General features: G+C 45.3%; 8 protein-coding genes. 2 read left to right on the forward strand and 6 right to left on the reverse strand.

The window, feature by feature from the left end; all coding sequences use genetic code 11:
* Nucleotides 1-111 precede the first annotated feature (111 nt).
* The 6 genes from AB6811_RS08640 to gdhA form a co-directional block, all read right to left on the reverse strand.
* Nucleotides 112-294, reverse strand: coding sequence for a hypothetical protein (locus AB6811_RS08640; protein WP_369490048.1), 183 nt, complete (start codon nt 292-294; stop codon nt 112-114).
* Between the two features lie 814 nt (nt 295-1,108).
* The gene (locus AB6811_RS08645; RefSeq protein ID WP_369490049.1) at nt 1,109-1,564 is read right to left on the reverse strand and encodes a ferritin family protein; all 456 of its coding nucleotides are present in this window, start codon (nt 1,562-1,564) and stop codon (nt 1,109-1,111) included.
* Nucleotides 1,542-5,255, reverse strand: a complete 3,714-nt coding sequence (locus AB6811_RS08650) for an FAD-dependent oxidoreductase (RefSeq protein WP_369490050.1) — start codon at nt 5,253-5,255, stop codon at nt 1,542-1,544. Before AB6811_RS08650 ends, AB6811_RS08645 begins: the two co-directional genes overlap by 23 nt.
* Nucleotides 5,256-5,293: 38 nt before the next feature.
* Complete coding sequence (locus AB6811_RS08655) at nt 5,294-7,072, reverse strand: NADH-ubiquinone oxidoreductase-F iron-sulfur binding region domain-containing protein (RefSeq protein WP_369490051.1); 1,779 nt, start codon at nt 7,070-7,072, stop codon at nt 5,294-5,296.
* A 46-nt stretch (nt 7,073-7,118) separates the two neighbouring features.
* Nucleotides 7,119-7,652, reverse strand: a complete 534-nt coding sequence (gene nuoE / locus AB6811_RS08660; RefSeq protein WP_369490052.1) for an NADH-quinone oxidoreductase subunit NuoE — start codon at nt 7,650-7,652, stop codon at nt 7,119-7,121.
* Between the two features lie 216 nt (nt 7,653-7,868).
* Nucleotides 7,869-9,224 carry an NADP-specific glutamate dehydrogenase gene (gdhA, locus tag AB6811_RS08665; RefSeq protein ID WP_369490053.1) on the reverse strand — a complete coding sequence of 452 codons (1,356 nt, stop codon included), beginning with the start codon at nt 9,222-9,224 and terminating at the stop codon, nt 7,869-7,871.
* Between the two features lie 370 nt (nt 9,225-9,594).
* Between gdhA and AB6811_RS08670 the strand changes: the two genes are divergently transcribed.
* Complete coding sequence (locus AB6811_RS08670; RefSeq protein WP_369490054.1) at nt 9,595-13,038, forward strand: PEP/pyruvate-binding domain-containing protein; 3,444 nt, start codon at nt 9,595-9,597, stop codon at nt 13,036-13,038.
* Nucleotides 13,039-13,392: 354 nt separating this feature from the next.
* The gene (locus AB6811_RS08675) at nt 13,393-15,783 is read left to right on the forward strand and encodes a caspase family protein (RefSeq protein ID WP_369490055.1); all 2,391 of its coding nucleotides are present in this window, start codon (nt 13,393-13,395) and stop codon (nt 15,781-15,783) included.
* Nucleotides 15,784-15,790 lie beyond the last annotated feature (7 nt).

The raw sequence follows: 15,790 nt of genomic DNA on the forward strand, positions 1-15,790 counted from the left end.
TCTCCTGACAGGAGAGGGGCGAAGCAATAAGGAAACCTTATTGCAGGGCTAAAGTCTCCCCTCTCAGGGGAGATTTAAAGGGGTCATCTGGGTTGAATGTGGGATACGACCTCACACCAGCACTTTTCCCTGAGAGGGAATGGAGCGGAAGAAGCAAGCAGAGGCATAAAAGCCTGACCCGGCAATGGGTCGAGGGTGAAACGTGGCGGTGGGCCTAGTAAGCGATACCACATGAGCCACGCAACAGGCGTGGCGAATTGTATCGCGTGGCAGTTCCACCCGCGGGGAACCCATCGGGTCGGGCTTTTCAGCCTTGATTTTCTTTGGTTCTTTCTTGTATCAAGACAAGAAAGAACATGTAAATCGCTCTTAGCTATGTTTTTCTGTTGCGATGCAAAGCCTCATCCTTGTTCTTTGGAAAATGTAATGCGTGCATCGCTTAATATTTTGAATACCACAATTCCCAGGGTTAAAACCCTGGGCTAATGAGATTTGCCCTTTCAGGGCGATTTGTGTGCGTCTAAAGGCGTGTGCTAGTTTGTGAGTTCTTAAATCTTAAATCTTAAATCGAGATCCCTCGACTACGCTCGGGATGACAATGGAGTTGTAAATATTACGCCCCTACAGGGCTGGAAGCGTTGTTCGTTGTTCGTGAAGCTATTGCCATGTTGATCTAAGCGAAACGTCTCAAGGGGTCGTTTAGAGATCCTTCGCTGCGCGCAGGATGTCAGGAATGTGTATTTTTGTTAACTAAACGACATTGATTAATGAATTTGATAAATTTTCGAAATTTATTGACGAATATCTATTAAACCTAAGTGTCACGAGTTTAGAGGAATGATTCGGAATGATTCGGAATGATTCGGAATGATTCGGAATGATTCGGAATAGTCGGAATACAATAGAGTTAGAATAAGTTAAAGGAATAGTCAAAAGTGAACATTTAAACCAAAATTCTTTCAGTGAGAAATAATGTTGGTGAATCGACTTACAAAAGCCCCTTCATTCCAAAATTTCGGAATGAATAGACTTAATAAGCCGGTGAGAGTGCTTTATATCGACAATTCTTGGTTAAAAAGCCCCGCCAGGGGGCTTTTAGGGATGGGTTTTAGTTATCCTTTAGAACGTATTCATCGTATTCCAGTTCAAAACGTAGTTTATGGCGCGATTCTTCCTGTGCCAGCTGCTTGAATAGTTCCTTGTACTCAGTTTTATCAACTTTTTCAGAAAGGGCAAGGTATAGCTTAAAGGCCGCCTTTTCGCGTTTCATGGCCAGAATAAGTGCCTGCTCGTAGGTCATGTCGTCGCGCTCGGAGTCGAGCACAACGTAATCGGCAATCTTTAGGTCAACCACTTTCTCGGTTGGGAGGGTAATAACTCCCTCTTCCTTTATCTTGGCAAGTCGTGCCTTATGCATCATTTCCTCGCGGGCAAACTGTTCAAATATATGCCGCATATCGTTGTTCCGTGCTTTTGCGGCTAACCGGTTGTAAAAATCAACCGCATCCTGTTCACGGGCTATGGCAAAGTCCAAAATATCATTAATGTTGGAAAACTCTTTCATGGCTATGGGTTTTTGCGTTAATCAATTTGTTTTCAAATTCAACATCAAAGTTGTGCATCAAATAGCTGCAACCTGCATGGAATTGAAGGTGTTGCCCCTCGCTGGAGGTTTGTGTAAACTGTAGATACTTACCAGATTCTGTTTGCGGCAAAAGCGATAGTATTTCGGTTTGGATATCGTAAATATCGGTTGGGCTATTCACCCCAAACCCATTCAGCAGCTTGGTAAGTAAATCGGCAGTTGTTAACGCAACCTTAGGTTTTACACCTACCTCAAACTGTTGGATGGTATGGTTGGTGTTGGTGAACGAACCTCCACTCTCATACCAAAGCGAAGCAGGAAGGACTATATCGGCAATTTGGGCTGTTTCAGTTAAAAACGCATCGATTACCACCTTAAATCTTACTTTTTGTAAGTAATCCTTCACGGCTGCTTTATGCTTGGCAGTTCCAATTGGGTCTTCGCCTACAATGAGAATATTTGATAAACTTCCTTTTTCTAAAAGTTCTACCAGGTTGTTTTTTTTGCTCGGTAAACTTTCAACCCCCCATTTTCTCTTAAGTTTGTCGGCAAATTCCTGGTTAGTTATATCCTGTAAGCCTAATCCCCAATTGGGGTTTAAACCCATGTCCGATAGCCCATGTGAATTATTCTTAGGTTTTAAGGAAATCAAGCCGCCAGCTGTTTTGCCCAATTTGCCAGTAATCAGCATTAAGTTCATAATTTCAGCAGCGGTATTATCGGAGACCTCGGCTTCGGCAAAAATTAACAGTGCGCCATAATCGTTATTGAATTCATCGGCAAAACGCTCAATAACACTCCGTTCGCAACCAGCCTGTTCGCAAAGGTTTGCGTAATCTTCCAGAAGTAAATTTGCGCTGTAAGCGCCAAAACCTTCACAGTGGTCGCCAATAAACACCATATTTTGCTTGTTACCACTTAGTAGGTAATGGTTAGCCGCTTTAATGAAATGGTAGTATGAGTCTACCTTTATGAACTCTTTTGACCTATTGGACAGGTTCGATTCTTCCTTGGCAATTACGGTCACCGGTTTTTTCGATGCATTTACCATGTAACCAGCCACGGCGTTGTATCGGTTTATTTGAGTTGCAAATAGGTAGATATGGTTGGCTTTGCTTATATCGCCAAACATTGAACTCTGGATACTGTCAGACGTAAATCCGTTACCTGTGCCAAGGTAATGGAAACTACCAGCATTATTGGTTTTTGCGCCTGCCCGAGCAAGTTTCTGAACCAGGTATTGCTCCTCGTTGGTTAAAATTGCTCCAGCAAAAAAGGCGTTTGCATCGGGGTCAACGGATTTAAACTTTTGGTTGATAATATCGAAAGCCTCTTGGTAGCTGATTTCAACAAATTTGTTTCCCTCTTTTTTTAGTGGCTTGGTTAAACGGTTGATGCTATTGAACTCCCTGTACCCGAACTTACCGTACATGCATAGGTTTGCATCGGTATTCACTTGACCATTAGCACCTGTTACACGCATTAGGTATCCGCTCTTATGGTGGAAGGTAAGCGTACAGCCCACAGAGCAGTATCCACAAATGGTTTCGAACTTATCGGTTTTAACGGGTCCGGGCTTAAAAGGTACATTCTCAGTGATAGCTCCTGTAGGGCAAGCAGAAATACACAAACCGCACGATTCGCAAGTAGTGTCGGCAAGGTTATCGCCAAAGGCGGGTGCTACAAATGTGTCGAATCCACGCTTAACAAGCGTAAGGGCGTTAGCTCCCACTATTTCCTTGCAAACGCGGACGCACCTTGAGCAAAGTATACACTTGTTATTATCAATTTCGATGAAAGGGTGGGTGAAGTTAACATCAAACTCCTTATGGTCGCCCATAAATCGGAGTTGGTCGGCCTGATAGGTATCGGCGTGGCGTTTTAGGTCGCACTCAAAGTATTCAACACATCCACATTCTAAGCAGCGAGCAGTTTCGTGCATGGCTTGTTCATGGGTATAGCCAAGCTCAACTTCCTTGAAGTTGACACGCTGGGTTGCTTCCATTACGGGCATTTCCTCGCGCTGCTGTTTTTGGTATCGGGTTACAAAATCGTTGCTGGACAGCTTGCGGAAATTATCCTTTTTGCTAAGGAACTCCTTGCGGGGTGGAACAACTGGCTGTCCCGTAAGGTACAAGTGGCAGCTATGCGAGGCAAGTTTAGCCTGTGCTATTGCCTCGATAATGGTTGCAGGGCCGGTTACGCCATCGCCTGCAGCGAAAACCGATGGTATGCCCGTTTGGAGGGTTTGCCTATCAGCCTCAATATCGCCCCATTTGGTAACCTTCAGTTCACCATGCCGGGAGTGTTTGTTGATGTCGTCGAGGAAATCAACCTCGGTTTTTTGGCCAATGGCTGCCAGGATATAGTCGAACTCCATTTCAAACTCTGAGCCCTCAACCGGAACAGGGCGTCGACGCCCTGATGCATCGGGATCGCCAAGCTCCATGCGGATAAGAGTCATCGATTTTACCTTGCCATCGGCGGTTTTGTTTACCCTAACCGGTGCGGTTAGGAACATGTACTTTACACCTTCGAGTTTTGACTCGTGTATTTCTATTGGGTTTGCAGGCATTTCGGCCTCAGTTCGGCGATAGATAACGGTTACATCGGTGCTGCCGCATCGGATTGAGGTTCTGCAGCAGTCCATTGCTGTGTTTCCACCTCCAACAACGGCAATGCGTTTACCTTTGAAGTCGTAACGCTGGCCAGTAACCTCCATGTTGCGGAGGAAATCGATGCCGGAAAAAACTCCATCGGCATCATCGCCTTCAGCGCCAAGTAACTGTCCCCTTTGGGAGCCAATGGTTAGTATGGTTGCATCATAGTTCTCGGCTATGGTTTTGTAGCTTAAATTCTTGCCAAGGCGCTGGTTGTAAAAGATTTTTACACCAAGCTCGGTAATGGTTGACACCTCCTTGTCCAGTATATCGTTGGGTAAACGATATTCCGGTATTCCATACCGGAGCCATCCCCCTGCGTGGGGTTGGGCTTCATATATGTCGCACTGATGACCTTTCTGCTGAAGGAAGTATGCTGCCGACAGCCCCCCTGGACCAGCCCCAATAATTGCCACCTTTTTCCCTGTAGAGGGTGCAATGGTTGGTTTGTAGTGGTGCTCCGATTCCATATCGCGGTCGGCTGCAAAGCGTTTTAGGTAATCGATACCAACCCCGTTGCCCTCATCCATGTAATTCCTACGACATGCAGCCTCACAAGGGCGAACGCATACTCTACCGCAGATTGCAGGTAGGGGGTTAACCTGTTTGATTAAACCAATGGCCTCACTGTAAAGTCCTTTCTCAATCAGCGAGATATAGCCCTGAACATCAACGCCGGCCGGGCAGCGTTCGCGACAGGGCGCAACACAGTCGGCGTAGTGGTTGCTCATTATTAGGTCGAGCGCTGTCTTACGCGCCTTATAAACCCTCTCGTTGTCAGTGTTTATTTTCATTCCTTCGGCCACCCTGGTGGAGCAAGAGGGCTGGAGATTCCGTTGACCCTCAATTTCAACCACGCAAACATAGCACGACGAATAGGGCTCAAGCCTTGGGTCGTTACAAAGGGTAGGGATTTCGATGCCATGACGGCGGGCAACATCAAGAATATACTCGCCTTTACTTGCGGTTGTGTTTTTACCGTTTAGAACTATATTGACCAATTCGCTCATTTCAAATCAATTTAATGCGTTTAATCATCAACGTTTGGTTAACTCTTGGTAATAGCATCGAAACGGCAGCTGTTGTAGCAATCGCCGCATTTAATGCAAATATCCTGATTGATGTGGTGAACTTTTTTCCGTTCGCCATCAATGGCTTTAACCGGGCATTTTACGGCACAAACGGTACATCCGGTACACTTGTTGGGGTCAATCTCGTAGGTAAGTAGTTTCTTGCAGCTGTGGGCTGGGCATTTCTTGTCGCGGATGTGAGCCTCATACTCATGCCGGAAATACTTGATTGTGGTAAGTACAGGGTTAGGTGCTGTTTGACCCAAGCCGCACAGAGAACTCTCCCTTACCTGCAGGGCTAATTCCTCCAGTTTTTCAATATCGCCTTCCTGGCCTTCGCCTTCGGTGATGCGGGTGAGAATCTCCAGCATTCGTTTGGTACCAATGCGGCAGAAGGTGCACTTACCGCACGATTCCTTTTGGGTGAAATCAAGGAAGAACCTTGCCACATCAACCATGCAGGTGGTTTCGTCCATCACTACCATGCCCCCAGAACCCATGATGGCTCCGGTTGCGGTAACCTGTTCATAATCGACCTGAATGTCGATAAGATGTTCGGGAATACAACCGCCCGAGGGACCTCCAAGCTGAACGGCCTTGAACTTTTTATCGTTTTGTATGCCACCGCCAAGCTTGTAGATAATATCGCGCAGCGGTGTTCCCATGGGTACTTCAACAAGTCCGCCGTGTTTTATTTTGCCTGTTAGGGCAAATACCTTAGTTCCCTTGCTCTTTTCGGTACCATACTTGTTGTACGACTCGGCTCCGTTTGCTACAATGTAAGGTACATTGGCGTAGGTCTCCACGTTGTTTATATTCGATGGTTTTTGCCAAAGACCTTTTTCAGCAGGGAAAGGAGGACGTTTTGATGGCATACCCCTTTTCCCCTCAATGGAAGCCATAAGGGCGGTTTCCTCACCGCAAACAAAAGCTCCGGCACCCTCCTTAATGAAGATATCGAAATTGAAACCTTGGATTCCCATGATGTTTTTGCCCAGGTAGCCATGCTCACGAGCCTGAGCCAAAGCAATATTTAGCCTTTTAATGGCCAATGGATACTCAGCACGGCAGTATATTACCCCCTCGGTGGCGCCTATAGCGTATGCGCCGATTATCATCCCTTCAAGTACTGCATGGGGGTCGCCTTCGAGCAGTGAACGATCCATGAATGCGCCTGGGTCGCCCTCATCGGCGTTGCAAATGATGTACTTCTCTTCCGATTGATTGGCGTGGGCAAAGCGCCATTTCATGCCGGTTGGAAAACCTCCACCACCACGGCCACGTAGGCCTGAGTCAATAATGGTTTGAATGATTTGCTCTGGCGAAAGGGCTTCGTTTGCAATCTTTCTTAAAGCCTGATAACCACCACGTGCCTCGTATTCGTGGATATTCTCGGGGTCAATATAACCACAATTCCTTAGCGCAATCTTGACCTGGCCGTCAAAATACGATTGATCAGGGGTGGGGAATAAATCGGTTTTTACCACATACTCCTTTATGGGATTGTGCCCCAAAACGTGTTGCTGTATAATTTCAATGGCTTTGTCCTCATCAACATCGCCATAAATCATTGATCCATTTTCATCTACCACCTCAACAAGCGGTTCGCGAAAACACATGCCAATACAGCTGGTTTTTGCCAGCTCAAAGTCCAAATTATCGGCTTCCTTTAGAGCTTTTAACCTATTGTATACCTTGTTGGCTCCGGCTGCAATTCCGCAACTACCTAAGCCAACAATAACTTTTGTTTCAGCCATTTTTATTACGCGTTATATTGTTTTAAAGGTTGATGTAACTTGTAGGTTACTCACCTTTAGTTTGAGTTTCCTTTATCTTAATGTCCTTAACTATTTTCACAGCTGAGCTACCGGTAAGCTTTCCGTAGGTTTCTTCATCAATCATCATTACCGGTGCAAGCGAACAGCATCCTAAGCAGGCTACTGTTTCGAGCGTAAATAGCTTATCGGGCGTGGTTTCACCGTCGTTTACCTTAAGGGCCTCTTTCAGGGCTGTTGAAATGGCATCGGCGCCCTGAACGTGGCATGCAGTGCCATGGCAAACCTTAATGATATGCTTACCAACCGGCGATAGGCGAAATTGTGCGTAGAATGTAGCCACACCATACATATCGCTCAGGGTTAAGCCGGTTTCATGGGCAATTAGCTCAAAGGCAGAGCGGGGAATATAGCCGTAAATGGACTGCACCCCTTGTAGCAATGGGATTAAATTTCCTTTTTTCCCCTTATACTTTTTGATAAGTGGCTCAATCAGCGCTAAATCGACTTCATCGGCAGGAATGCTACTTGCTGGTTTTGTGAGTATACGTTGAACTCGCATGGTTAAGAATGATTAGATATTCAATGTTTTAGGTTGATATGAAAACATATTGATTACTCAATACAAAAAAAAGACTTTTTTGGTTTGGTTGTTCTATTCATGGGCAATAAAAGGGGATGTTTTTCAAAGCGAAAAACGGAGCACAAGGCAATGGGCCTCATGCTCCGTTTGTTACAAAACTATAGGTTAGCGCAAATAGTTTTCATCTCAAATCATTTAAACTACACCCTGAGCAATCATGGCATCGGCAACTTTAACAAAACCACCGATGTTAGCGCCATCAACGTAGTTGATAAATCCATCCTCCTTGGTTCCGTATTTACGGCATGTTTCATGGATGTTTATCATGATTTGTTGCAGGCGTTGATCAACCTCCTCGCGTGTCCATGACATGCGAAGAGAGTTTTGCGACATCTCAAGCCCCGAGGTGGCTACACCACCGGCATTGGCGGCTTTACCCGGGCCGTAAAGAATTTTGGCGTTTAGGAAAACATCCACAGCCTCGGGGGTTGAAGGCATGTTGGCTCCTTCCGATACACAGAAGCAACCGTTACGAACAAGCGTTCTTGCCTCCTCGCCGTTAATTTCGTTCTGAGTGGCCGATGGCAATGCAATATCGCATTTAATACCCCATGGGCGCTCTGCTGGGAAGTAGTCGCAGCCATACTTTTCGGCATACTCCTTAATACGGCCGCGTTTCTCGTTCTTCAGCCACATCACAAATTTTAGTTTTTCGTTGTCAATTCCCTTAGGATCGTAGATAAATCCATCGGAATCGGAAAGGGTAACAACCTTGCCTCCAAGCTCGTTAACCTTTTCAACGGTGTACTGGGCAACATTGCCTGAACCCGAAACGGCAACAATTTTATCCTTAAAGCTTTCGCCACGGGTTTTAAGCATCTCCTGGGCAAAGTAAACGTTGCCGTAACCGGTAGCCTCAGGGCGAATGAGCGAGCCGCCCCACTTTAAACCCTTGCCTGTGAGCACACCGGTAAACTCATTCACTATGCGCTTGTACTGGCCAAACAGGTAGCCAATTTCACGTCCACCTACGCCGATATCACCTGCAGGCACGTCGGTGTCGGGGCCAATGTGGCGGTATAGCTCGGTCATAAAGCTTTGGCAGAAACGCATTACCTCTTTGTCGCTCTTCCCTTTGGGGTCGAAATCAGAGCCACCCTTGCCGCCACCCATTGGTAACGATGTTAGGCTATTCTTGAAAACCTGCTCAAATGCTAAAAACTTCAGAATACTCAAATTTACCGTGGGGTGGAAACGCAATCCGCCCTTGTAGGGGCCAATGGCGCTGTTCATCTCAATGCGGTAACCCCGGTTAACCTGAATGTTCCCCTTGTCGTCAATCCAGGGAACCCTGAAAATTACTATGCGCTCTGGTTCAGTGATGCGCTCAAGGATTTTTTCATCCTGGTAAATTGGATTCTCATCAATGTAGGGCATTATGCTCTCAATTACCTCGCGGGCAGCCTGATGGAACTCGGGCTCATTAGGGTTGCGGGCAATTAAGCCTGCCATAAAGTTGTTCACTTTTTCCTGTAAAGCAACGTTTTTCATATTGTATTAGTTTGGTTGGTTAAACATGAAAATCTGAATGGAAAATTAAGACCTTTTTTAAGCGATGTAAATAGATGTGATTAAAAAACAGCGAATTACGGAAGTGTCTTCTACGTGAAACACGTAGGCCGATTACGAGTATTTCTTATTTTGCCTAAATAATTTGACTTTATTGCGTGGTATACCTAAATTACAGGTTGAATTTGAAGGATAAAGGCTAAAACGTGAATCGTGAACCGTGAACCGTTAAACGGGATAGAACGATATGCAATACCACCTGTATTTACGAAGGATAAAGGTTCGAGGTTTAAAGTTCAAGGTTAAAGGATAAAGGATAAAGGTTAATGGATAAAGATAAAAGTTGGATACGATGAATAACAGCAAGCCAAATCCCGAGGAGTTTTACCGCCTACTAGCTCAAAGCAAGGAACGGTTAAAGGAGTTGAATGCCATTAATAGCGTTATCAATATTACCAAGGAAAACAGACCAATTCCTGAGACCCTCCACAGGGTTTGCTTTGTTTTACCCGATGCCTGGCAGTATCCGGAACACACTGTGGCCCGAATAAAATACGGGCAGTATGAGTTCCAAACCTTTGGATTTAAGGAAACCCCATGGTGTCAACGTCAGGGTTTTGAAAGCATCGACGGTGTCTTTGGGGCAATTGAAATTTTTTATACTAAACAGTTCCCCGATGAGTTTGAAGGGCCTTTCCTGAAGGAAGAGCGAGACCTGCTTAATAATATTGCCAACATTATTGAAGGCTACATCAACAGTATAAAGGGGCGGGATGTTTTAAAGGAAAAAACACAAGCTAAACGCAAGCCCGATCTCGCTGAGTCCCAAAGCAAAAGACTACTACAACGGTTTATAAACCAGCATAATGCCGATAGGGATATTTACCACGACCTGATGCCCTTTAAGGTTCACGAGATATTGCTTATCTCCACCCTTTACGATGCATACAGCATTGAGCGCGAGGATAGGCTAACCGATAACATACTTGGCGAATATTCCAAGTTGAGCCTCTCAAGCGTGCCCCGTATTACAGGGGTATCAACACTGGACGAAGCCCTGGAGAAGCTCGAGGAGCGATACTTTAACCTTATCATTATCATGATGGGGGCCGATACGGTTACCCCCTTACGTATGGCTTCACGTATTAAGGGCGAGTACAAGCATATTCCCCTTTACCTGCTTGTTAACAACAGCATTATTGTTAATGAGATTGAGAAAAACCCCAATACCATTGAGGGGGTCGATAGAATTTTTGTATGGAATGGCGAGCCCAAGATATTCTTCTCAATGATAAAGCTGCTTGAGGATCGCGCCAATATTGAAAACGATACCCGAATAGCCTTAACGCGCGTTATTTTGCTGGTAGAGGATTCCCCAAAATACTACTCGCGATACCTGCCACTACTGTATGGCTCGGTGTTAGACCAAACCAAGCGGGTTATTGAGGACGTAAGCACCGATGATCTTTACAAGGTGCTGCGTATCCGAATTCGTCCAAAAATTCTTTTGGCTGGCACATACGAGGAGGCCATTGACCTTTTCACCCGTTACAAGGATTACATGCTTTGCATGATTTCCGATGTAAAGTTTTACCGCGATGGCAGACTCGACGAAAATGCCGGTGTCCGGTTGGTTGAGCATGCCCGTAAGATGCTCCCCGATTTGCCAATAATCCTTCAATCGTTCGAAAAATCGAACGAGGCCATTGCCTATAAGCTAAAGGTTGCTTTTTTGGACAAAAACTCGGAGAGTTTGCTCAACGATATTAAAAGTTTTTTGAGCAACTATCTTGGTTTTGGCGATTTTGTTTTTAAAGACGAGGCTGGGAATCCCATTGCCATTGCAACAACCATGGAGGAGTTTGAGCGCGCGCTGCGTATCATACCCGATGAGAGCTTACTTTACCATGCCCAAAAAAACCACTTCTCCATGTGGCTCTCGGCACGAGGCGAGATACAGGTGGCCCGTATCATTCACCCGTCAAAGATTGACGATTTTTCCGGCCCATCCGAGATCCGGGAGTACCTGCTTAGTACCTTGAAAAAATACCGCCAGGAGAAACGACGTGGCAAGATTGTAGGTTTTGAAACCAACTGGGAGGTTGATTCCAGCAATATTGTTAGCCTTGCCGATGGTTCGGTTGGGGGCAAGGGTCGAGGGCTTGCTTTTATCAATACCCTGCTCTACACCTTCGATATTTCGCAGTATACTCCTAATATCAACCTGCTTACACCCCGAACTTCAATAATTGGCACCAATGAGTTTGAGTGCTTCATGGCACGCAATGGGCTATACGATAAGGTGTTTGCTTGCAAAAGCTTTGAGGAGCTGCAAAGGCATTTTATAAAGGCCGAGCTTTCGGATCAGCTAAAGCTTAGGCTCGACAGGCTCTTGCAGATTTACTACAGGCCGCTGGCTGTGCGTTCATCGGGTATGCTTGAGGATTCAATCATGCAGCCCTTTGCCGGGGTATTTGAAACCTACCTTATCCCAAATGCTCATCCCGACAGGAGCGTCAGGCTACAGCGCCTGATGAATGCCATTAAGCTGGTTTACGCATCGGTATTTTCCCCAACGGCAAGGGCTTACATTAAAGCCATGAATCTTAGAGTAGAGGATGAGAAAATGGCCGTGATCATTCAGGAGGTTGTGGGCAATAAGTTTGAGAACTACTACTATCCACACATCAGTGGGGTAGCCCAATCGCATAACTACTACCCGTTTGGGCACATCAACCCCGACGATGGATTTGCCAACATTGCCATAGGTTTGGGGAAACACGTGGTGGAGGGAGGTCGCTCATACCGGTTTTGCCCAAAATATCCAACGTTGGTCAACTATACCATGGAGGACCTGATTAAAAATTCACAGGTCGATTTTCTGGCAGTTGACCTCAGCAAGTGCGATTACGACTTGCTAACCGGCGATGAAGCAGGACTTGCCCGCCTCGACCTCTACGAGGCCGAAAGGCATGGAACCCTCAAGCATTGTGCTTCGGTTTACAGCTCCGAGAACTCCTCGCTCATTCCGGGTATAGGGCAATCGGGGCCAAGGGTGGTAAACTTTGCCAATATCCTAAAGTATAGCTACGTACCCCTTTCCCAAACCATCGATGTTTTACTCGATATTGTTGAGGAAGCTCTTGGGGCTCCCTGCGAGATTGAGTTTGCCGTTGACCTTAACCGCGATGTTAACTTTAGGTCATCGTTCTTCCTGCTTCAGATAAAGCCGCTAATGGCCAGCGCTCAGGAATATAGGCTCGATATTAACACTATTGATCGGGCTGAAGCCATTTTGCTCTCCAATAATGCAATGGGGAATGGACACCTGACAAATATTGAGGATATTGTATATATCCGCCGCGAGGCATTCAATAAGGCAATGACTTTGGAAATGGCTAGCGAGGTGGAATGGCTCAACAATACACTTGAGGACGAAGGGCGTAAGTATATCCTTATAGGGCCTGGTCGGTGGGGAACTCGCGACAGGTGGATAGGTATTCCGGTTGCATGGTCGCAAATTTGCAATGCCAAGGTTATTGTGGAGACCAGCTTTGAGGATTTTCCTCTCGATGCCTCTTACGGCTCACACTTCTTTCACAACGTTATCTCAATGAATGTGGGTTACTGTTCTGTTCCCAATGGCGACTCATTCTCCCGTATCGATTGGGAACTGCTCGATAGCCTACCTGCGGTTAATGAAACAACATTTTTCCGGCATGTACGCTTCCCAAAACCTTTGGATGTTAAAATGGATGGCACACAACGGTTGATTGTGGTGACTTCAAAAGTCTAAAACATTTTTGTAGTTTACTAAAACTCATGTGTTGTAAATGATAAAAAATTCTCTACTATCTGGCTAAAGTTTTAAGTAAAGTAATAACACTTATTTAGTATATCCTCCACTAGGAATAGCAAATGATGGGGGTTGTTTTTTAAAATCACTTTATCGCTAACGGCGAAAGGAAATTCTATTACCGCGAAGCGGTTAAACTCTAGTAATAGAAATAGAAAATAGAATACTTCAAATTCCTCGTAGAAGATAAAGATTTTAAATGGTCGGTTCTAAAAAAAGTAATATTAGATATTACATTTTAATGAAATTAATATAATTTTAACTGCAAAATTCATAAATCCAAAAAAAACATTTATGAGGCGGTTAAACTTGCTATTGATTTGCTTTGCAATAGCTATTAGCTCATTGAACGCTAATGCACAGTTTTCATCGGAGGTGCGATTAGCCAATGTTGATCTAAACTACACAAACGACAAAGTGCAGGTTCTTTACAAATTGATAAATGGTAAAGAAACTGACAGATATGTTGTGTGGGTTGAGTTTTATAACGAAAAGAATCAAAAGTTGGATGCTAAAACATTACAAGGTGATATAAACCTTGTGGTTAAGGGTATTGGGGAAAAGAAAATAACATGGGACGCTAAAGCAGATGGTTTAGTGCTAAATGAGAAGATTACTGCAAGGGTTTGTGCAAAACTTATACCCGATGCAAGTATAGGAAAAGCCTTTGCTTACTCTACCCTTTTTCCTGGAGCTGGGGATTATCAGTTCAAGCATGGGAAACCTTACTGGTTAAAGGGTGCACTAGCATATGGCTTAATAGGTGGCTCAATTGCAACATACTCCATGTCAAACAGTGCCTATGATCGGTATCTGAATTCCAACTTGCCACACACCGAGGATCCAAACTATAAAACGGCACAGCAGTACCGCCAAATCTCGCTGATTATGGCCGGGGCAGGAGCTGCAATGTGGCTGCTCGATTATGCTGGCATTATTTCAAAAGCATCAAAGCATAAGAATATTAAGCCCCAATCGGTGATAACCGATAACGGTTACAGGCTATATGCAGCAACCTCACCTGCTAAACCTATAAACACACGTAGTTTACCGCCCAACCTCTTTGCCGACCTCGAATTTATTGATGATAATAGAAACGGAATACTTGAAAACAGAGAAGGCGCAAAGCTAAAAATCACCCTGAGCAACCATGGCGGGGGCGATGCCATGCTGCTCGAGGTGAACGTAGCCTCGAATGTTACCGATAAGAGTCTTAAGATAGGCAATGCCAGCCAAAGGATTAACGTTTTAAGGCCCAAGGAGAGCAAGGAGATTATTATTCCTATAACCACTGATATCGACCTGAAAACCGCTACCCACAGGCTTGCCATTAACGTGAGCGAGCATTACGGCTACGATATGGAACCTGCATACCTTGTGCTTAACACATATGCCTACCAACCTCCGCAGTTTTCTATTTCAGGTTACGAAATTATTGATGCTGGTATTGGTACCATGGCCATAAAATCGGATGGAAAATTACAGGCTGGCGAGCAGGTAAAGGTTAAGCTAGTTGTGCAAAACACAGGGCAAGGGGTAGCCAACAATGCTGTTTACACCATTACAACCACCGACCCCAATATATTTTTAGAAGATGTGAACGGTAAGCTTGGAGATATTCAGCCGGGCGAGGTGAAAGAGATTTACTTCACCCTTAGCCCCAACCGCAGGGTGACCATCAAGGAGAATCTGCCCATATTCCTAAGTATAGTGGAGGATATCGGTAGAGGAAACTTAAAAAACAAACAGCTACCCATTGCGCTCGACCAAACCCCGCCAAAACCAAATATTGTTGAGGTAAAATCGGATGTGGAGTCGCTTAGGAAGAGTGTTGCCCGTTTTGAGTACACCTCAAACAAGTTTAGGGCAAATATTGCCAATGTGGTAAATATTTCCACAGTAGCTCCATCGCAAACCAAGCGGCCAAACTCTGTGGGTATAGTAATTGGGGTTGCAAATTACAAAGAACTACCACCTGCCCCCTATGCCGATAACGATGCTAAGATTATGAAGAATTATTTTGAGAAGGTTTTGGGAGTTGAGCAGGTGTTGCTGTTTACCAACGAGCAGGTGGCAGGATTCTTTTTTGATGATATTTTTAACCCCGATATTGGGGAGCTTCGCAAGGCCATTGTAAAGGGCGAAACCGAAGTGTTTGTATTCTATTCGGGCCACGGAGTCCCCGATAAGGAAGGTAAAAATATTTACCTATTCCCCAGCGATGGCAGGATAGCCCGACTGGAAACCCAGGGCTACAATATTGAGAAGCTTTACGAGAACCTGAGCAAACTGGGCGCAAAGCACGTGACTGTTATACTCGATGCCTGCTTTAGCGGTGCATCGCGCAGTTCGGTTAAGGTTGCCACCGAGAACCTGATTGCACAGAAAGGGGTTAAGGTTAGGCCCAAGAATACATGGCTTTCCGACCCCGGCTTTACTGTAATCACTTCGTCAACTGGCGAGGAAACTTCGCTGGGGTTCGACGAATCCGAAACGGGTCTATTCACCTACTACCTTGCAGCTGGCTTGCAGGGTGCTGCTGATGCTAACGGTGATAAGGTGATCACCCTAGGCGAACTTAGAGAATACGTTGTTAACAACGTTAAGGAAACCTCAACTAAAATCCTTGGAACACAAACACCGATGTTCCATGGTGATGATAATTTGGTGATGGCCATTTACTAAAAGCATT

The sequence above is a fragment of the Tenuifilum sp. 4138str genome (assembly GCF_041102575.1).
GTDB lineage: Bacteria > Bacteroidota > Bacteroidia > Bacteroidales > Tenuifilaceae > Tenuifilum > Tenuifilum osseticum.